This window comes from Sporosarcina koreensis (assembly GCF_000826145.2).
GTDB lineage: Bacteria > Bacillota > Bacilli > Bacillales_A > Planococcaceae > Sporosarcina > Sporosarcina trichiuri.
On the sequence record NZ_LN651335.1, the window covers coordinates 407,700 to 425,857 of the forward strand.

Annotated in this window: 21 protein-coding genes, 6 tRNA genes and 1 pseudogene; 27 read left to right on the forward strand and 1 reads right to left on the reverse strand. The window is 52.0% G+C overall.

All coding sequences use genetic code 11. The features are described 5' to 3' along the window. Positions 1 to 2 precede the first annotated feature (2 nt). The 5 genes and pseudogenes from BN1190_RS03535 (at position 3) to BN1190_RS03555 (ending at position 5,108) form a co-directional block, all read left to right on the forward strand. Positions 3 to 713, forward strand: coding sequence for an alpha/beta hydrolase (locus BN1190_RS03535; protein ID WP_040285609.1), 711 nt, complete (start codon positions 3 to 5; stop codon positions 711 to 713). 338 nt (positions 714 to 1,051) lie between these two features. Further along, the gene (locus tag BN1190_RS03540; RefSeq protein ID WP_040285610.1) at positions 1,052 to 2,557 is read left to right on the forward strand and encodes a DEAD/DEAH box helicase; all 1,506 of its coding nucleotides are present in this window, start codon (positions 1,052 to 1,054) and stop codon (positions 2,555 to 2,557) included. A 121-nt stretch (positions 2,558 to 2,678) separates the two neighbouring features. Further along, positions 2,679 to 3,035, forward strand: a pseudogene (locus tag BN1190_RS03545) (PH domain-containing protein); the annotation flags it as partial. An 83-nt stretch (positions 3,036 to 3,118) separates the two neighbouring features. After that, a complete protein-coding gene (locus BN1190_RS03550; protein ID WP_040285611.1) occupies positions 3,119 to 3,598 on the forward strand; it encodes a PH domain-containing protein in 480 nt (159 codons plus the stop codon). After that, on the forward strand, positions 3,591 to 5,108 hold the full coding sequence (locus BN1190_RS03555) for a PH domain-containing protein (RefSeq protein WP_040285612.1): 1,518 nt from the start codon (positions 3,591 to 3,593) through the stop codon (positions 5,106 to 5,108). The genes BN1190_RS03550 and BN1190_RS03555 overlap by 8 nt, the downstream gene beginning before the upstream one ends. A gap of 238 nt (positions 5,109 to 5,346) precedes the next feature. Here the strand turns inward: BN1190_RS03555 and BN1190_RS03560 are convergent, their stop codons facing one another. Next, positions 5,347 to 5,973, reverse strand: coding sequence for a rhomboid family intramembrane serine protease (locus tag BN1190_RS03560; protein ID WP_040285613.1), 627 nt, complete (start codon positions 5,971 to 5,973; stop codon positions 5,347 to 5,349). 65 nt (positions 5,974 to 6,038) lie between these two features. Here BN1190_RS03560 and acpS point away from each other — a divergent pair, with 65 nt between their 5' ends. The 22 genes from acpS (at position 6,039) to BN1190_RS03665 (ending at position 18,020) form a co-directional block, all read left to right on the forward strand. Beyond that, positions 6,039 to 6,407: a holo-ACP synthase gene (acpS, locus tag BN1190_RS03565; RefSeq protein ID WP_040285614.1), complete on the forward strand. Its 369-nt coding sequence runs from the start codon at positions 6,039 to 6,041 to the stop codon at positions 6,405 to 6,407. Positions 6,408 to 6,518: 111 nt separating this feature from the next. After that, complete coding sequence (locus tag BN1190_RS03570; RefSeq protein ID WP_338066424.1) at positions 6,519 to 7,490, forward strand: outer membrane lipoprotein carrier protein LolA; 972 nt, start codon at positions 6,519 to 6,521, stop codon at positions 7,488 to 7,490. Between the two features lie 87 nt (positions 7,491 to 7,577). After that, positions 7,578 to 8,702, forward strand: coding sequence for an alanine racemase (gene alr / locus BN1190_RS03575; RefSeq protein ID WP_040285616.1), 1,125 nt, complete (start codon positions 7,578 to 7,580; stop codon positions 8,700 to 8,702). 157 nt (positions 8,703 to 8,859) lie between these two features. Then, a complete protein-coding gene (locus BN1190_RS15285; RefSeq protein ID WP_276327484.1) occupies positions 8,860 to 9,138 on the forward strand; it encodes a transcriptional regulator in 279 nt (92 codons plus the stop codon). A gap of 4 nt (positions 9,139 to 9,142) precedes the next feature. Beyond that, positions 9,143 to 9,493 (forward strand): type II toxin-antitoxin system PemK/MazF family toxin, encoded by a 351-nt coding sequence (locus tag BN1190_RS03585; RefSeq protein WP_040285618.1) that lies wholly within the window; start codon positions 9,143 to 9,145, stop codon positions 9,491 to 9,493. A 142-nt stretch (positions 9,494 to 9,635) separates the two neighbouring features. Then, complete coding sequence (locus BN1190_RS03590; protein ID WP_040285619.1) at positions 9,636 to 10,463, forward strand: RsbT co-antagonist protein RsbRA; 828 nt, start codon at positions 9,636 to 9,638, stop codon at positions 10,461 to 10,463. 2 nt (positions 10,464 to 10,465) lie between these two features. Further along, positions 10,466 to 10,828 carry an STAS domain-containing protein gene (locus BN1190_RS03595; protein WP_040285620.1) on the forward strand — a complete coding sequence of 121 codons (363 nt, stop codon included), beginning with the start codon at positions 10,466 to 10,468 and terminating at the stop codon, positions 10,826 to 10,828. Positions 10,829 to 10,830: 2 nt separating this feature from the next. Next, the gene (locus BN1190_RS03600) at positions 10,831 to 11,232 is read left to right on the forward strand and encodes an anti-sigma regulatory factor (protein ID WP_040285621.1); all 402 of its coding nucleotides are present in this window, start codon (positions 10,831 to 10,833) and stop codon (positions 11,230 to 11,232) included. Positions 11,233 to 11,244: 12 nt separating this feature from the next. Beyond that, entirely contained in the window at positions 11,245 to 12,246 is a 1,002-nt protein-coding gene (locus BN1190_RS03605; RefSeq protein ID WP_040285622.1) for a PP2C family protein-serine/threonine phosphatase, read from the forward strand. A gap of 83 nt (positions 12,247 to 12,329) precedes the next feature. Then, on the forward strand, positions 12,330 to 12,668 hold the full coding sequence (locus BN1190_RS03610; protein ID WP_040285623.1) for an STAS domain-containing protein: 339 nt from the start codon (positions 12,330 to 12,332) through the stop codon (positions 12,666 to 12,668). Next, the gene (gene rsbW / locus BN1190_RS03615; RefSeq protein ID WP_040285624.1) at positions 12,655 to 13,131 is read left to right on the forward strand and encodes an anti-sigma B factor RsbW; all 477 of its coding nucleotides are present in this window, start codon (positions 12,655 to 12,657) and stop codon (positions 13,129 to 13,131) included. The genes BN1190_RS03610 and rsbW overlap by 14 nt, the downstream gene beginning before the upstream one ends. Then, entirely contained in the window at positions 13,106 to 13,891 is a 786-nt protein-coding gene (sigB, locus tag BN1190_RS03620) for an RNA polymerase sigma factor SigB (RefSeq protein WP_040285625.1), read from the forward strand. The genes rsbW and sigB overlap by 26 nt, the downstream gene beginning before the upstream one ends. A gap of 1 nt (position 13,892) precedes the next feature. Continuing rightward, complete coding sequence (locus BN1190_RS03625; RefSeq protein WP_040285626.1) at positions 13,893 to 14,489, forward strand: PP2C family serine/threonine-protein phosphatase; 597 nt, start codon at positions 13,893 to 13,895, stop codon at positions 14,487 to 14,489. A gap of 67 nt (positions 14,490 to 14,556) precedes the next feature. Beyond that, a complete protein-coding gene (locus BN1190_RS03630) occupies positions 14,557 to 16,716 on the forward strand; it encodes a Tex family protein (protein ID WP_425313917.1) in 2,160 nt (719 codons plus the stop codon). 17 nt (positions 16,717 to 16,733) lie between these two features. Continuing rightward, positions 16,734 to 17,180 carry a SprT family protein gene (locus BN1190_RS03635; RefSeq protein ID WP_082023254.1) on the forward strand — a complete coding sequence of 149 codons (447 nt, stop codon included), beginning with the start codon at positions 16,734 to 16,736 and terminating at the stop codon, positions 17,178 to 17,180. Further along, positions 17,104 to 17,358, forward strand: coding sequence for a hypothetical protein (locus BN1190_RS14980; protein WP_179860729.1), 255 nt, complete (start codon positions 17,104 to 17,106; stop codon positions 17,356 to 17,358). Before BN1190_RS03635 ends, BN1190_RS14980 begins: the two co-directional genes overlap by 77 nt. After that, positions 17,337 to 17,411 (forward strand) — tRNA-Glu (locus BN1190_RS03640). The genes BN1190_RS14980 and BN1190_RS03640 overlap by 22 nt, the downstream gene beginning before the upstream one ends. Before the next feature lie 28 nt (positions 17,412 to 17,439). After that, positions 17,440 to 17,514: transfer RNA gene (locus tag BN1190_RS03645), tRNA-Gln, on the forward strand. An 87-nt stretch (positions 17,515 to 17,601) separates the two neighbouring features. Beyond that, positions 17,602 to 17,677: transfer RNA gene (locus BN1190_RS03650), tRNA-Lys, on the forward strand. 80 nt (positions 17,678 to 17,757) lie between these two features. Then, a tRNA-Leu gene (locus BN1190_RS03655) sits at positions 17,758 to 17,844 on the forward strand. Positions 17,845 to 17,863: 19 nt separating this feature from the next. Next, positions 17,864 to 17,940, forward strand: a tRNA-Arg gene (locus BN1190_RS03660). A gap of 6 nt (positions 17,941 to 17,946) precedes the next feature. After that, positions 17,947 to 18,020, forward strand: a tRNA-Gly gene (locus BN1190_RS03665). Positions 18,021 to 18,158 lie beyond the last annotated feature (138 nt).

Consider the following 18,158-nt stretch of genomic DNA (forward strand, 5'->3'; position numbering starts at 1 on the left):
CTGTGAAGACGGGGGTTATCGTACTGCATGGTTTCACCGGCGGATCTTTTGAGGTCCGCCCGCTGCTCCGCCTTCTCCGGGAAAAGACGGACTGGATCGTCAGTGTGCCGGTGCTGCCCGGCCACGAGATCGGCGGCCGTCTGGCGGACGTCACAGCCGAGGCCTGGCTCATGGAAGCTGAAATCGAATATAGGAAACTCGCCAAACAGACCGACCGCATTGCCGTCATCGGCTTTTCGATGGGCGGGCTTATTGCGCTCTATCTGGCGCTCCGCTATCCGATCGCCCGGCTTGTACTGCTGAGCGCGGCTGCCAAGTATATCGCCCCCCGGCTGCTGATGGAGGACGCTGCTGTCATACTGGCCCAGCCGGTGCTGCGCCGGTTTCCGCCGAATACGTTTTATCACCTGTACCAGTATAAGCTGCGCCATACACCTGTGCGGGCCGCTTTCCAATTCACCCGTATCGTCCGTCAAGTTGCCCCTTATTACAGCTCCGTCACGGCGCCCGTCTGCATCGTGCAGGGGAAGGAAGACGGAATTGTCCCTTCGTCGAGCGCGGAATTGCTCTATGAGGCAATCGGCTCCGAAGAAAAACATCTGATCTATTCGGAAACAGGGAAACACCATATTTGCTACAGTGAAGATTATGAAGCGTGGTCCGGAAAAGTGCTGAACTTCCTGAAGTCCGATCCGTTTGCGCCTGACGGATGATCCTGAAGTGTTTCGGTTGCGGCAGTAAGGTTCCTGTGGTATACTAACTGAAGCATTGGATACATTTACGCAGAACTCTTCCTCTTGTGAAGAGTGCTTTTTTTTGAATAAAACGGTTTGACGATATGCCGTCACGGCATCATTAAGCGAACCGCTCGGCAAAGACCGGGCTTTCCTTTCATCCATTCCATCTGAACCATGAGAAGATGCAACCAGTCTTCCGCGTTGGATTTGTATACGTTCGGAAACATACCCAAAGCATAAGGCTCCGATTTGCCGCGCTTTCATTTGCAAATGTAACCAATTGTCAAATGGAAAACAAAAGGAGATTGAGAAGTTTGACGAATTTTTCAGAACTGAATATCAGTAAATCAACACAAGACTCACTAAAGAGGATGGGCTTCGAAGAGGCCACTCCGATCCAGGAAGGCACAGTCACATTCGGTATGGAAGGCAAGGACGTCATCGGCCAGGCCCAGACAGGTACAGGTAAGACAGCCGCATTCGGTATACCGATCATCGAAAAGATCGATACGAGCAATCCGGCTGTACAGGCGCTTGTCATTGCACCGACCCGTGAACTTGCCATCCAGGTATCCGAAGAAATCTACAAAATCGGCTATGGGAAACGCGCACGCATCCTTTCCGTTTTCGGAGGTCAGGAGATTTCACGCCAGATCCGCGCGCTCCGCAACAATCCGCAGATCGTTGTCGGAACACCGGGCCGTATACTCGACCACATCAACCGGAAGACGCTGAAGCTTGACGGCGTGCAGACGCTCGTATTGGACGAGGCGGATGAAATGCTCAACATGGGCTTCATAGAAGATATCAACGCAATCCTTTCGAACGTTCCGGATGAGCGCCAGACACTCCTGTTCTCGGCAACCATGCCGGGACCGATCCGCAAAATCGCGGAAACGTTCATGAAAGATCCTGAAATCGTAAAGATCAAGTCGAAGGAAATGACTGTCGAGAACATCGAGCAGTTCTTCGTCAAAGCACACGAGCGGGAGAAGTTCGACATCCTGTCCCGTCTGCTGAACGTCCACCAGCCGGAACTTGCCATCGTATTCGGCCGCACGAAGCGCCGGGTAGACGAACTGGCTCACGCGCTCAACATCCGCGGATACCTTGCGGAAGGCATCCACGGTGACTTGACACAGGCGAAACGGATGTCCGTATTGCGCCAGTTCAAGGAGAACAAGATCGACGTGCTGGTTGCAACAGACGTTGCAGCCCGCGGACTTGATATTTCCGGCGTAACGCACGTTTACAACTTCGATATCCCGCAAGATCCTGAAAGCTACGTACACCGTATCGGCCGTACAGGCCGTGCAGGGAAGAGCGGGATGGCGATCACGTTCGTGACACCGCGTGAAATGGGCTACTTGCGCATCGTCGAGGAAACAACGAAGAAACGCATGAAGCCGCTTCAGCCGCCGACATCGGATGAAGCACTGATGGGTCAGCAGAAACTGGCTGTTGACACACTCGAAGAAGCAGTCCAGAAGAACGAATTGAACGATTACACTCAATTCGCGACGGACCTGCTGAGCAAATATGATGCAACCGACCTTGTAGCGGCTGCATTGAAAAACCTGACAAAAGAGCCGGATGCAACACCGGTTACGATTACGGAAGAACGTCCATTGCCTTCACGCCGATCTTCTGGCGGCGGACGCGGCGGTTACAAGGGCAACCGCAGCGGCGGCAACCGTTCATTCGGCGGAGGCCGCGGATATGGCGGCAACCGACGCAGCAGCGGCGGCCGTGATGGCGGACGTCGTGATGGCGGACGCCGTGAAAGCGGCAGCCGGGATCGCGGCCGTTCGGATCGATAAAATTCAATGACGCAACGGACCCGGGAGACATCTTAACGGATATCTCCCGGGTTTTTCTTTTGCCATTTTGAAACATTCCGACGGCTTGTGCGTATGTAAGACTATAGAAGGAGGGAGTAATTTGAGAAAGCAGCCAGCAAACAAATTATCCAGAAAAGGACTGACGGTCTGGCGCCTGTACGGTATCCTGCAGACGCTTCTCGCGCTGCTGCCGGCTGCCGGTGCAGGAGTCCTGGCATACATATTCGATTGGCACTGGTGGGTGTACGTTGCCGCTTCGGCAGCCGTGATCATTTTCGGCATCCTGTTCATCAATCTGTTTCCGCGTCTCCGATGGTCCAGATGGCGATATGAAGTCCGTGAGACGGAGATCGAACTGCAGCACGGCATATTCATCGTCAAGCGGACGCTGATCCCGATGGTGCGTGTCCAGCATGTCGACACTGCACAAGGTCCGATTTTAAAGCGCTACGTTTTATCNATCTCCCGGGTTTTTCTTTTGCCATTTTGAAACATTCCGACGGCTTGTGCGTATGTAAGACTATAGAAGGAGGGAGTAATTTGAGAAAGCAGCCAGCAAACAAATTATCCAGAAAAGGACTGACGGTCTGGCGCCTGTACGGTATCCTGCAGACGCTTCTCGCGCTGCTGCCGGCTGCCGGTGCAGGAGTCCTGGCATACATATTCGATTGGCACTGGTGGGTGTACGTTGCCGCTTCGGCAGCCGTGATCATTTTCGGCATCCTGTTCATCAATCTGTTTCCGCGTCTCCGATGGTCCAGATGGCGATATGAAGTCCGTGAGACGGAGATCGAACTGCAGCACGGCATATTCATCGTCAAGCGGACGCTGATCCCGATGGTGCGTGTCCAGCATGTCGACACTGCACAAGGTCCGATTTTAAAGCGCTACGTTTTATCAGCGATTTCGATCTCCACTGCGGCGACCGTGCACTCGATCCCGATGCTGGAGGCCGGGGAAGCGGATGAATTGCGGAACCGCATTTCAGCGCTTGCAAAGGTGGCGGAAGACGATGTCTGAACGGCATTACAAACTGCACTGGGTGACAGTGCTCGTGGAGACACTGAAAGCTGTGAAGGATGCGATTCTCCCGCTGCTGGTCGTCCTGTTCACCGGCAGCCGGAATAACGACACGGGAAATTGGTTCCTCGACAACTGGTCCCTGCTGTTCGGGGGAGGGCTTGCACTATTCCTCATTCTGAGCGGCCTTATCAAATGGCTCCGGTTCTCCTATTGGTTCGAAGACGGGGAACTGCGCATCGAGTCGGGACTGTTCGTCAAGAAGAAGCGGTATATCCCATTCGAACGGATCCAGAGCCTGAATTACACGGAAGGCATCTTTCACCGGCCGTTCGGTCTGGTGAAAGTGGAAGTCGAAACAGCCGCGTCAGGCAGCGGCGAGTCGGAAGCCGAATTGACAGCTGTCACCCGGGAAGACGCCGACCGTATCAAACAGAGGATTGCGGCTGGCAAACGAAAACAGGTGGAAGATGGAGAGACGGAATTGTCAGAGGACCGGGAGACCGCCGAAGAAGAAGGGGAACAGATATTCGCGATGACGCCGAAACAGCTTATCATCCTGGCGACAACCTCCAGCGGAATCGGCGTCATCTTTTCGGGCGCTGCCCTCTTCCTCTCGCAGTTCGGTGAATTCCTGCCGATCGACAAAGTAAGTGCAGAGCTGGCCGGCCTGTTGAAGTTCGGCGTCCTGCTGATCGGACTGCTTGTCTTGGCAGCTCTGCTCGGTGCGTGGGTCCTGTCGATCGCGATGACGTTCTTCTCCTACTACGGCTTCAAGGCTAGAGTAGTCGAGGATGAACTCATCATCACACGGGGGTTGATCGAGAAGAAACGCACGACCATTCCGCTGAGCCGCATCCAGAGTGTCAGTCTGCAGGAGAACCCGCTCCGTCAGTTGTTCGGCTACGCCCGGGTTGTCGTGCACAGCGCCGGGGCGGCCGGAGACGGCTCACGGATCCAGCTGTTCCCTCTGGTGAAGAAGAAAGAAGTGTATGGGCCGCTTCAGGAGATCTTCCCGGAACTCGATCTGAGAGACCCCGTGCAGAAGCTGCCGAAGCGGGGCCGCAAGTTCTACTATCGGATCGACTTTTTCTGGATGGTGCCGATCGCTGCGCTGATCAGCTGGTTTTTCTACCCATATGGACTCTGGTCGCTCCTTATTTTTCCGATTGTCATGGCATTCGGTCTGTGGCAGCACCGGTCGGCCGCCTGGCGGATCACAGGCAATCAGGCGACTATCCGGTCACGCAGTTTCGGACTGGATACTTCCTATACGATGCGCAGGAGAATCCAATCGGCCGAAGTGCGGCAGACCATCTTTCAAAAACGGAAAGACGTCGCTACCATCCATTTAAACGTAAAATCAGGAATGGGCGTCCACCGTGTCGGCATCAGGCAGATGGAGCATATTGAAGCGGAGCGGATGCTGGAGTGGTACGACCCGGAACCGGGCACCGGGGAATCCGGAGATCCCGCCGGCCGGCCGCTGGATCCGGCATGGCGATCTTGAACCGCGGGAAGTGATCATAAAAACGGATTTCCGCTCATAAACTACGAAAAGTGATCATAAATCCAGGATTCCGCTCATAAAACGCTGAAAATGATCATAAACTTCGAAAAGTGATCATAAAACCTGGAAACCGCTCATAAACCGGCGCAATCCGCTCATTAACCCGTCACGCCGCATCCGCCGGCATACAAAAAGACTGCCAATCTGCCGGGACAGCCGGCAGATTGACAGTCTTCCTTTACTTGCGGACAATTTTCACTTTCGGCTTGCGCCAGCTGACGATTCGCTTCGGATGGAAAATGCTGAGCCCGATCAGAAATCCTACGATGAGACCGGCGATGTGAGCGGCGGCATTGATATTCGGGCCGACGAACGTCATCACGACACCAAGGCCGATAATCGGCAGGATGATCTGGCGGAGCTGCGGCAGCAGATGTTTCGTATGATAGACAAGTGCGCCGAACGCGCCGAAGATACCGAAGATTGCACCGCTCGCCCCTACATGCGTAAACTCGGGGCCATACACGAAGAACGTCGCGATGCAGCCGAAAATCCCGGACAGGAAATAGACGGTGAGAAACCGGGCCTTCCCGGACACCTTCTCCAGTTCCGGCCCGAAGATGAACAATGAAAACATGTTGAACAGCAGGTGCATGAAGCCGCCGTGCAAAAACATCGGTGTGACCAGACGCCAATATTCCCCTTGTTCAACAAGGTAATTGGCCCCGACGCCGAACAGGAAGATCCTGTCCCCGATCCCGGGAATCATGGTTAGAAGATAGATGAGAATATTACTGGCAAGCAGTGCTGTCACAACTGGATACTGCCGGATATATTGTGAAAAACTCTCAGTACGGATAAACATTGCTCTCCCCCGATCTTTGTATCAGTATACAATTATTCAGCGCTATATGGAAAGAAGGTGATTCAATGATCACAGGAATCGGATTGGATATTGCGGAACTCGATAGAATTGAAACGCTCGACCGGAAATCAGCAAAATTCCGGGAAAGGATCTTGACGTCTGCGGAACTGGCACTCTATGAAACGCTCTCCGAGAAAAGAAAAATCGAGTTCCTCGCCGGGCGGTTTTCCGCAAAGGAAGCATTTGCGAAAGCGCTGGGCACCGGGATCGGTCCGGAATGCAGCTTCCAGGATATTTCCGTGCTGCCTGCACGAACGGGTGCGCCTGTTCTCAAGTTCAAAGGGGACTCGGCTGGAATCCTCGTCTCCATCACACACACACGTACGGTCGCCGCCGCGCAAGTTATTTTGCAAAATACCGCACACATCGGATAAGCTCCGCATAAACGACTGTCCCTCCTCATAAGATGACCTACCCGATTGAAATAGGAGAGGATGAACTGAATGCGGAGCAGACTAGTTGCGGTGTTGTTGGGTGCAGTTCTTTTGTTGCTTACAGCGTGCGGGGCGCCGTCCAAGGAAGACGTCGTCAAAAAATTGAGCGGAAAGTGGAATGATTCCAGTGGGTATGACCTGCAGGCCACCATGGAAATCAAGACCGGGGAAGAGCCGCGGACGTACGATGTGAATGTTTGGCACACGAAACCGGACTTCTACAAGGTGGATGTTTCACAACAGGGGAAAGATGAATCGCAGCTGATCGTCCGGAACGAAGAAGGGGTCTTCGTCGTGACGCCTTCCCTCGGAAAAACGTACAAATTCCAAAGTGACTGGCCGGCACAGAACAGTCAGGCTTACCTGATCAGCACACTCTCGGATGACATCAAAGCCGACAAGAAGTCGACGATGACCGAAAAAGACAAAACGTATGTCTTTGAAACGGCGACCCGCAACAACCAGAAAGCGGTATTGCCGACACAGCAGATCCATATTGATAAGAAGACACTGCTGCCGACGCATGTTACGCTTCTCGATGAAAACAAAGAGGAGAAAATCCGGGTGACATTCAAGAAGATTACACTTGGTGTAAAACGCGATGCGAAGGATTATGCAGTGGAAATGGAAAACATGGATCACGAGAAAAAAGACGAGAAACCGAAAGGCGACGATAAGAAAGCTGAGCTGGAAACGTACTATCCGACTGCCCAGTTCGAAGGTGTCACACTGTTGAGCGAAGAAACGGTCGAGGCTGATTCGGGATCACGCCTATTCCTATCTTATGGCGGCGGCGGTAAAGAGTTCGTCATCGTCCAGGAACCGGCAGTGGCGATGGATAATCAGCTGCCTGTCTCGGTTGAAGGTGATCCGGTCGATCTCGGATTCACGGTCGCGGCGCTGTCCGGTCAGACAATCCGCTGGGAACAGGACGGCATCTCATTCTACGCAGCATCGGAATCCCTCAGCGAAGGGGAGCTCATCCAAGTGGCGTCTTCGATGCAGCCGAACGTCGTCAAATAAGACAGCGTGACCGCACATCTCCTCTGAATTGACGCATCGCCCTTTCAGGATGATAATAATCATACCGATTCTGAAAGGGTGATCGTTATGAGGCAGCGTGCAGAGTACCGGCCGACACGGGCAATCATAGACCTGGCGGCAATAGAGTCCAACGTAAAGAATCTCAAGACCGCACTTCCCTGCCGCACCGCCATAATAGCCGTCGTCAAGGCGGATGGCTACGGACACGGCGCCTCCGAATGTGCCAGAGCGGCGCTTCGGGCAGGGGCATCCATGGTATCCGTCGCCACACCGGACGAGGCGCTTGTACTGCGGGAAGACGGCATAGAAGAACCGATCCTGGTCATGGGACCGGCTCCTGTTTCATTTGTCCCTGAAGCGATCCGCCGCCGCATCGTCCTGACTGTCCCTGGAATTTCCTGGGCGAAAGAAACGGCGGCATTTCTGAAAGGTTCCAGAGAAACATTGCATGTCCATGTAAAATTTGACACAGGAATGGGCAGAATAGGGATCAGGGACGAACGGGAGGCAGAGGAACTTGCTGAACTCCTGGCGTCCGCTCCTTCAATCCAAGTGGACGGTGCATTCACACACTTTGCGCGCGCAGATGAAGAGGACCCCTCCAAAACGAAACAGCAGTTCAGCCGTTTCCTGGATGTTCTCTCGGTATTCCCCGAGAGACCAGCATGCGTGCACGCGGCAAACAGTGCCGCAGCATTCCGTTTTCCGGAATACGCCCTGGACGCTGTGCGGTTCGGCATCGGGATGTATGGAATTCCACCGAGTGACGTCATCGCAAGGCGGCTCCCGTTTCCGCTGAAACGTGCGCTGCGTCTCGAAACGGAAGCTGCTTACGTCAAACGGGCTGAAGAAGGCGAAACGATCAGCTACGGCAGCACGTACGCCGCACATGAAGGAGAATGGATTGCCACGCTTCCGATCGGATATGCAGACGGCCTGAAGCGGAATCTCCGGGAGCAGCAAGTGCTTGTCCGCGGAATCCGGATTCCTATAGCAGGAGCAATCTGCATGGACCAATGTATGATCACCCTGCCGATGGAAATTTCGGAAGGGGAACCAGTCGTCCTGATCGGCACCCAGCAAGGCGAAGAAATAAAGATGGAAGAATGGGCCGATCGTCTTGGGACAATACCCTATGAAATCGCTGTGACGATCGGCGGACGTGTACAAAGACAGTATATCAGGGGATAAGCCGGCACTCTAACACTCTCGCACTTTCGACAAATTTCCGTACCGAATCTCATACCTTGTCGCTATATTTCCTGTTTTGTCTTTTCATTGTCGAACTCCAATGGTAAGATGAACTTGTATAGAAATGAGGAACGGGTCTTTGTCGGAGGTGCTTGAGTTGAATGGTAACCAGAACAATAGAGAACTGCTTATTGAAATCCCCAACAATATGCTGAAACAAAATGAACAGACGATCGTCCATCAGGAGCAGCAGGGAGATTTCGGATATTACTCGGCGAAGCGTGTGAGGACTGATTGTGAGCTGACGACAATCAGGGAAGAGATGATGCGCGGATACGTGGAAATGTCGCAAATCAATCTCGGCATCGCAGCTGAATGTCTGCATGCGGAATTCGAAGCTCAGCATACGGTGGAACGAATCGTAAGCGGAGGATGAAAAGTTGGCAATTAAACGCGGAGATGTCTTTTTTGCGGATTTGTCGCCTGTTGTCGGTTCTGAACAGGGCGGCACACGGCCGGTCCTCGTCATCCAGAACGATATCGGGAACCGGTTCAGCCCGACTGTGATCGTTGCGGCGATCACAGCCCAAATACAAAAAGCCAAACTGCCGACTCATGTGGAGATTGATGCGGAGCGTCATGGATTCGAGCGGGATTCCGTTATCCTGCTCGAGCAAGTCCGCACACTCGACAAGTCGAGACTGACCGATAAGATCACACACCTGGACCAGCATGTCATGCAAAAGGTGGATGCGGCACTCGAGGTGAGCTTCGGCTTGACCAATATCTAGGCATACATAACAAAGAAATTCATTCCGTCTCTTTAACGGGATGGATTTTTTTGTACAGAAAAGATGCCTCTGGACCGTTTATCCGTTATACTAAAGAGTAAACAGTGAACGCAGCAGTATGAGAGGGAGGACAAGGCAGATTATGAACAGCAAAATGAGGTCCGTCGTGAACGAGCACATGGACACGATCATAGATAAATGGATAGAGATGATGAAGGAAGAGAAGGGGGAGCGTTTCTTCCATTTCATGCCCCAGCATCTTGTCGAAAAGACAAGCCGTGAGTTCACGACACTTATGACTTCCAACATAAATGAGGACCAGTCCGTGCAGAACAACGAACGGCTGGACGATTTCACGGAGAAGGTCGTCCGGTTCGGATGGTCCATCAAATTCGTGAACAAAGCAATCGATAATTTTGCTTCAGTCGTATTCAATCTGCTTGAAGACGAAGAAGTGATCACTGAGCAGAACCTCCGTATCTTCATGGGCGTCTTCACCAGCTGGATCAACCCGCTGCGGGAGAGCATCATCGAAGCATATGCCATTAAGTGGGAACAGACCGACACATTACAGAAAGTCGCTCTTCAGGAGCTGTCTGCTTCTCTGATTCCTGTTGTGGAAAAAGTATCGATCATGCCCCTCGTCGGCACGATCGATACGGAACGGGCGAAGCTGATCATGGAAAACCTGCTGGAAGGGGTTGTCGAACAGCGGGCGGAAGTCGTGCTGCTGGATATTACAGGTGTTCCGGTCGTCGATACGATGGTCGCCCATCACATCATCCAGGCCGCTGATGCGGTGCGTCTTGTCGGCGCCAAATGCATGCTCGTCGGTATACGCCCGGAGATTGCCCAGACTATCGTCGCACTGGGCATCAATTTGAGTGATTTTACAACAACCAGCACACTGCGCAGAGGGATGGCGGAAGCGCTGAGTCTGACAAACCGAGAAATTGTGGAGGTTGAGTAATTATGAATGTCCGGATACCAATTTTGAAACTAGATGAAGTGTTGATCGTATCGATTCAATGGGAACTGGATGATCAGACAGCAATCCAGTTCCAGGAGGACCTGCTGAACAAGATGCACGAAACAACCGCAAGAGGTGTGGTCATCGACCTGACGTCGATCGATTTCATCGATTCATTCATAGCAAAAGTACTCGGCGACGTAATCAGTATGTCAAGCCTCATGGGTGCGAAAGTCGTCATCACCGGAATCCAGCCGGCTGTAGCCATTACGCTCATTGAGCTCGGCATCCGTCTTGAAAACGTGATGACAGCCCTCGATCTTGAAAACGGACTTACGAAGCTGCGTAAAGAATTGGAGGCCTGACTATGGACAACCGGTCTTCTGTAGAGATTTTCACGGAATGGGATATTGTTGCTGCACGACAGCTCGGCCGAAATGAAGCGAAAAACTCCGGATTCGGAACAGTGGACCAAGCGCGTATCACGACTGCAATCAGTGAGTTGGCGCGTAACATCTATTTGTATGCCGGAAAAGGCAAGATTGAAATCGAGCGGCTTTCGACAGACGGCATGAAAGGCATCACGATCATCGCCTCGGACGAGGGACCGGGGATCCCGGACATGCGCAAAGTGATGGAAGACGGATTCTCCACATCCGGAGGCCTCGGTGCGGGAATGCCGGGCGTCAAACGTTTGATGGACGACTTTAAAGTGGAATCAGAAGTCGGGAAGGGAACAACGATCACCGCTACGAAGTGGCTGCGATAAGGAGATTGACAAATGGTTCGAGACGTTGGAAAACAGTATGATGAACTGTTGAAGAAATACATCGCCAATGAGGATGAAACCGATCTGTATGCAGCGCAGCAAGTGAGCCGGAAATTCATCGAATACAAAATTTCGCCCGAAGAGGTCATCAGTCTCCATAAGACTTCCGTAGAGGAGATTTTCCCGGATCTCGCTGCACGTATCGGACCGTCCTATGATTTCCTGATCGAGGTAATGATCCATTACGGCCTTGCGCTCATGGAACACCAGAGCCTCGTTCGTAAACAGGAAGCGATGCAGATCGAGATGGATGTGGCAGTCAAAGTACAGGATATGCTCCTTGAGACATCGGTCCCGAAAGTCTGCGGATTGGATATTGGTGTCGTGAGCAAGCCGGCGAAAAAGATGAGCGGCGACTATGTCTATTTCATCGAGCAGGAGAACGGCGAAGCGTGTGTGGCGGTTGCGGATGTGATGGGGAAAGGATTGCCTGCTGCCTTATGCATGTCGATGATCAAGTTCGGCATGGACAGTCTGCGTGAGAAAGCGACAGAACCGCACCATGTTCTGCAGGTCATCAATCAGATCGTTGAAAAGAGTATGGACGATTCGATGTTCATCTCCATGTTCTATGCCAAATACGACGGCGCTCATAACAGATTCACCTATGGCTCTGCGGGGCATGAGCCTGCACTGCTGTACCGTGCATCGGAAGACCGCTTCATGGAACTCGACTCGAAAGGACTGCTTCTCGGTATCCGGAAAGAGGTCGAATTCGAACAGAAGTCTGTCGAGCTGCAGCCTGGCGATTTCATCGTCATGCTGACCGATGGGGTGACAGAAGGGCGGAATGCCGAAGGGTTCATCAGCGAGGATGTCATTTTCGATATGCTGAGAAGCGTCAGAGAGCAGCCGGCGCAGCAGATTGTCGATTACATGTATACAGAGCTCTTCAAGATGCAGAATTATATGCTTCATGACGATTTCACTTTAGTTCTGTTTAAAAAGGAATAGGATGTTTAACGGCGTGCCCAGCGGGTATAAACCACTTTAGAGGTCTAATTCAATTTAGAACAGAAAGTATGGGGTGCAGATAAATGAATTTACAAGTCGATGTACAGGAAAAAGACTGTGTGCATGTTTTTAAGATTGTCGGAGAAATAGATGCCTTTACAGCGCCTATTCTGAAAGAACGGCTAGACCAGGTGGCTGACCAGCCGGAATGCCAGGCGGTGCTCGATTTTTCGGAAGTCGACTATATGGACAGCACAGGACTTGGCGTATTCGTTGCATTTTATAAAAAAGTGAAGGCGCTGGATGGCTCTGTCAAAATCACCGGCTTGAACAAACGTTTGAAACGCCTATTCGAAATCACGGGACTCGATGACATCGTAGAGATTGAAATGGAAAGTGGGGACGTAAATGGCACCGTTTGACTACATCGAAATTAAGGTTCCTGCGAAAGCCGAGTATGTGGGCGTAGCACGACTGACAATTTCAGGATTGGCAAGCCGATTGGGGTTTACATATGACGATATCGAGGATCTGAAGATTGCCTCCAGTGAAGCGATCACGAACGCTGTCCGGCATGCGTATGTTGAGGACGAAGAAGGTGAAATTGTAGTCGGCTGTGCATTATATGAGGACAAGCTGGAGATCATGGTGGCTGATCATGGACAGAGTTTCGACTTCGAAGAAACGAAAAAACAGGTAGGACCTTATACGGAAACCGAGTCCGATGTCCAACTGCTGCGCGAAGGAGGACTTGGGCTCTATCTGATGGAAACGCTGATGGATGAGGTGAAAGTCCATCATGAAAAAGGAGTCACTGTTTTCATGACCAAATATCTTGGCAGAGAGCGGGGCGAATTGGATGTCAAACAAACAGCCTACTCGTGATCCGCTTGTGCAGGAGCAAGTGCTTGAGTGGATACGCCGTTACCAGGAAACGGAAGACGAAGAAGCGCAGACACAGCTGGTTCTGCACTACGAACGGCTTGTCCAGTCGATTGCACGCAAATATTCCAAAGGGAAATCGTATCACGAAGACATCGCGCAAGTGGGGATGCTTGGACTGCTGGGTGCCATCCGCAGATATGACCCTGACTTTGGACGCAGTTTCGAAGCGTTTGCTGTCCCTACCATCATCGGGGAAATTAAACGATTCCTCCGGGACAAGACGTGGGCGGTTCACGTGCCGCGCCGCATCAAAGAACTCGGCCCGCGCATAAAGGCTACTGTCGAAACGCTGACAACTGAACTGCAGCGCTCTCCATTGGTGAGCGAAATTGCCGATTACCTCGAAGTAGATGAAGAATCCGTACTGGAAGCGATGGAAATGGGACGCAGCTACCAGGCACTTTCCATGGATCACACGCTGGAGGCTGATTCCGAGGGTGGCACCGTTACGCTGTTTGATATTATCGGCTCGACTGATGAGGGCTATGAGAAAACGGACCAGCGGCTCCTTGTCGCAAATGCCCTGGATGTATTATCGGATAGGGAAAGACAGATTATCCAATATACATATATTGAACAGCTGAGCCAAAAAGAGACTGGGGAACTGCTTGGGATATCACAGATGCACGTATCGAGACTTCAGCGAAAAGCGATTAAAAAGCTTCAGGAAGCGATACTTGCGGCTGGCGGAGCTTCGTAATATGGAAGCGTTCAGAAACGATCATATCGAGGCCTATATATTCCAACAAGCCAAAGGTGGAAATCGTGACTCGGGCGACGTCTACTTCCTGCACTCTGAAGAGGACTACTTCGTGTGTGCGATTGCAGACGGACTGGGCAGCGGCGTACTGGCCCGGCAGTCGGCTGAAGTGATGCCGCAGATTCTGGAAGAACATCATGAAGAGACGATCGAAGAACTGCTCAGCCGCATCAACGAACACATGGTGCAGAAAAGAGGCGCAGCCGTCGCAATCATCAAAGTGGATTATGCTAAAAAAACCATCCAGCACAGCTGTGTCGGCAATGTGCGTCTGTACATCCGCCAGCAGGATGGCAAGATGCTGTACCCGCTGCCAGTCATGGGATATCTGTCAGGACGTCCCCAAAAAATGAAAACACAAGAGTATTCATATGAGCATGGAGATATCTTCTTCATGCATTCCGATGGCGTTGAATTGCGAAGTCCGAAAGCATTGCTGAGCCGCAGCGACGATCCGCTTGCGCTTTCTGAAATGGTGCGGGAAACCGTTAAACCGGGCGACGATGCGACATTCATCACAGGAACCCTGCTTCTGTAAGTGAGAAGCGGGCTTTTTTGTAGTTGTTTTCATGGTAAACTGACTAGTACAGACAGGGGGAATGGATATGGAAGAACGCATCATGGAGTTGACCGCCAAGCGGGCTGGCCTTTCGGTAAAACAGACAAAGCAAGTGGTGGATCTACTGGAAGAAGGCAACACGGTCCCTTTCATTGCGCGGTATCGAAAGGAAGCGACGGGGTCACTCGATGAAGTCCAGATCAAGGATATTGAAGACGCATACCAATACAGCAAGGGATTGGAGCAGCGAAAAGAAGAAGTGCTACGGCTCATCGGAGAGCAGGGAAAGCTGACACCGGAGCTTGAAACGCAGATCCAAACTGCGGATGTCCTGCAGCGGCTTGAGGACTTGTACCGCCCCTATAAACAGAAGCGCCGGACACGGGCGATGATTGCCATCGAAAAAGGGCTGGAAGGACTTGCGGATAAACTGTCTCTGTTCACGAACGAACAGCCCGAATCAATCGCATCAGCCTATGTGAATCCTGAAAAGGAAGTCGGTACTGCCGACGAAGCACTTGCCGGTGCACGCGACATTCTGGCCGAGCGGATGGCAGATGATGCTGCTGTACGCGACAAAGTGCGGAAGCTGTCCTGGGCTGGGGGAACGATCCTATCCTCGATGAAAAAGGCTGCTGACGATGAAAAAGGCGTCTTCGAGATGTACTACGACTATGAAGAACCGCTAGCCAAAGTCGTCCCTCACCGGGTGCTGGCACTCAATCGCGGAGAGAAAGAGAACGTCCTGCGGGTTGCCATCGGCTTTCCTGCTGAACGGATCATAGGCGACCTGCAGCGGTTTGTTATCAAACGCGCTTCCTCGCCTGCGGCAAAGCACGTCGAGGAAGCACTGGAAGACTCGTTCAAGCGGCTGATCGCCCCGTCTGTGGAACGGGAAATACGGGCTGCTCTTTCCGAAAAAGCGGAAACCCAGGCAATCCACGTGTTCTCGGAAAACCTGAAAAGCCTATTACTGCAGCCACCATTGAAAGGACGGATGGTGCTCGGCGTGGACCCTGCATTCCGGACAGGCTGTAAACTTGCTGTCATCGATGAGACGGGCAAGATGCTGGATATTTCCGTGATTTATCCGCATCCGCCCAAACCCCAGAAGGCGGCTGCAAAACAGACTGTCCTGCAGCTGCTGGACAAGTATGGGATCCAGCTCATCGCAATAGGAAACGGCACGGCCTCCAGGGAGACGGAGAAGTTCATTGCTGACATCATCCGGGACATCGATTCAGAGGTATCCTACGTCATTGTCAATGAAGCAGGGGCAAGCGTCTATTCGGCTTCACCGCTGGCACGGGCGGAATTTCCGGACCTGCAGGTAGAGCAGCGCAGTGCAGTTTCCATAGCGCGGCGTCTGCAGGACCCGCTCTCTGAATTGGTGAAAATCGATCCTGAATCCATCGGGGTGGGACAATACCAGCATGATGTGCCGAAAAAGCAGTTGACAGACTCACTGTCCTTTGTCGTGGAAACCGCCGTGAACAGGGTCGGTGTCAACGTCAACACAGCGTCTGCTTCACTGCTCCAGTATGTTGCCGGGCTGTCCAAGAATGTTGCGGAAAATATCGTCAGGAAGCGGGAAGAGGAAGGCCGGTTTGAAAAACGGACTGAGCTGAAAAAGATTCCGAGACTCGGTGCCAAGACATACGAGCAGGCGATCGGCTTCCTCCGCATTCCGAATGCGAAAGAACCATTCGATGCAACAGGCATACACCCGGAAAGTTACAAACTTGCGGAAGACATCCTGAAAGAAGCCGGTCTAACGAAGAAACAGATCGGATCCAGCGAAGCAGTGGAAGCTTTGTCAGCCCTCGACTGCAGGGAGACGGCAGAAAAGCTCGGCAGCGGCCATGCAACAGTGAAAGACGTCATTGAGACGCTGAAACGTCCGAACCGGGATCCGCGTGATGCATACCCCCAGCCGCTGCTCAAAGCGGACATTCTGGATTTGAAAGACTTGCATGAAGGGATGGAAATGCAGGGGACCGTACGGAATGTCGTCGATTTCGGAGCTTTCGTCGATATCGGCGTGCACGAGGACGGCCTTGTCCACATATCTAAACTGAAAAAGGGATATGTGAAACACCCGCTGGACGTAGTGGCTTCGGGGGATATCATAACGGTGTGGGTAGAGGCGGTCGACAAAGCAAAAGGAAGAATATCCTTAACGATGCTGCCGCCTGCAGGTAAATGAGCCCCCAAGAACGGCAGATGCCTGAAAGCGAACTCCAGTCATTGGCCGAGCAGCTCTCCCTGCGCTATTTTCATAAGCCGTTTGTGCATGAGGCTGTCTATAATCCCCGCCTCCGCACAACTGGGGGCAGGTATATGCTTGGAGATCACTCCATCCAAGTGAATCCAGAAGTGGAGCGCGTCCATGGAAGGGAAGAAATGATCGGCGTCCTGAAACATGAATTGTGTCATTATCATCTTCATATAGAAGGCAGAGGATACAAACACGGTGACCGGGATTTCAGGGAACTGCTGCAGAGGACAGGTTCCCCCCGATACTGCAAACCGATGGCCGCTAGACAGGCACGCAGAGTACGCGAGTATACGTGCAGTGTCTGCCGGATGAAATATGAAAGGAAGAAACGGGTGGATACAGCTCGGTATCGATGCGGAAAGTGCCATGGGAAGCTGGAAGAAACAACATGAAGATCTGTTCAAAGGCGGCTGGATCCTTGATAGCAAAAGGGTTCGGCCGCTTTTTAAAACTTTTTCAGAAAAACTGTTGACGATTGCTGAAAGACTGTCTATAATAGAAAAAGTCGATTGGGAACAACGACAACGCAACACAGCAACCATAATGACGGCCCCTTGGTCAAGCGGTTAAGACACCGCCCTTTCACGGCGGTAACACGGGTTCGAATCCCGTAGGGGTCACCATGTTATTCTTCAATGAATATGTGAATACTGGGGTATAGCCAAGCGGTAAGGCAACGGACTTTGACTCCGTCACTCGTTGGTTCGAATCCAGCTACCCCAGCCAAGTTTTTTAAACTTCGTTTAAAAAACTTTGCGCAAAATACTGTCAGGTATTTTAAGCAAACATTTTCGTTTTGGATTTTAAATGAACGAGCCATTAGCTCAGTTGGTAGAGCATCTGACTTTTAATCAGAGGGTCGCAGGTTCGAATCCTGCATGGCTCACCATTCAATACTTTTTTTAAAAAAAGTATTGACAACAACTGCGAGTCCTGTATAATAAGGGATGTCGCAAAAATAATAAATACGCGGTAGTGGCGGAATGGCAGACGCGCTAGGTTGAGGGCCTAGTGGGTGAATAACCCGTGGAGGTTCAAGTCCTCTCTACCGCACCAAATTTATTTATCTCAAAGAGCGCCCGTAGCTCAATTGGATAGAGCGTCTGACTACGGATCAGAAGGTTGTGGATTCGACTTCTGCCGGGCGCGCCATATAATGCGGGTGTAGTTTAGTGGTAAAACCTCAGCCTTCCAAGCTGATGATGAGGGTTCGATTCCCTTCACCCGCTCCATTATCATTACAACATGAACCTTGAAAACTGAACAGCAAAATGTCAACGAATTAACGTTTGGGAAGCCGACCCCGTCGGCGGAACAGACAAAACCAGATCAACAGATCTGATAGACATCTTAAATGATGCCAGCAAGAA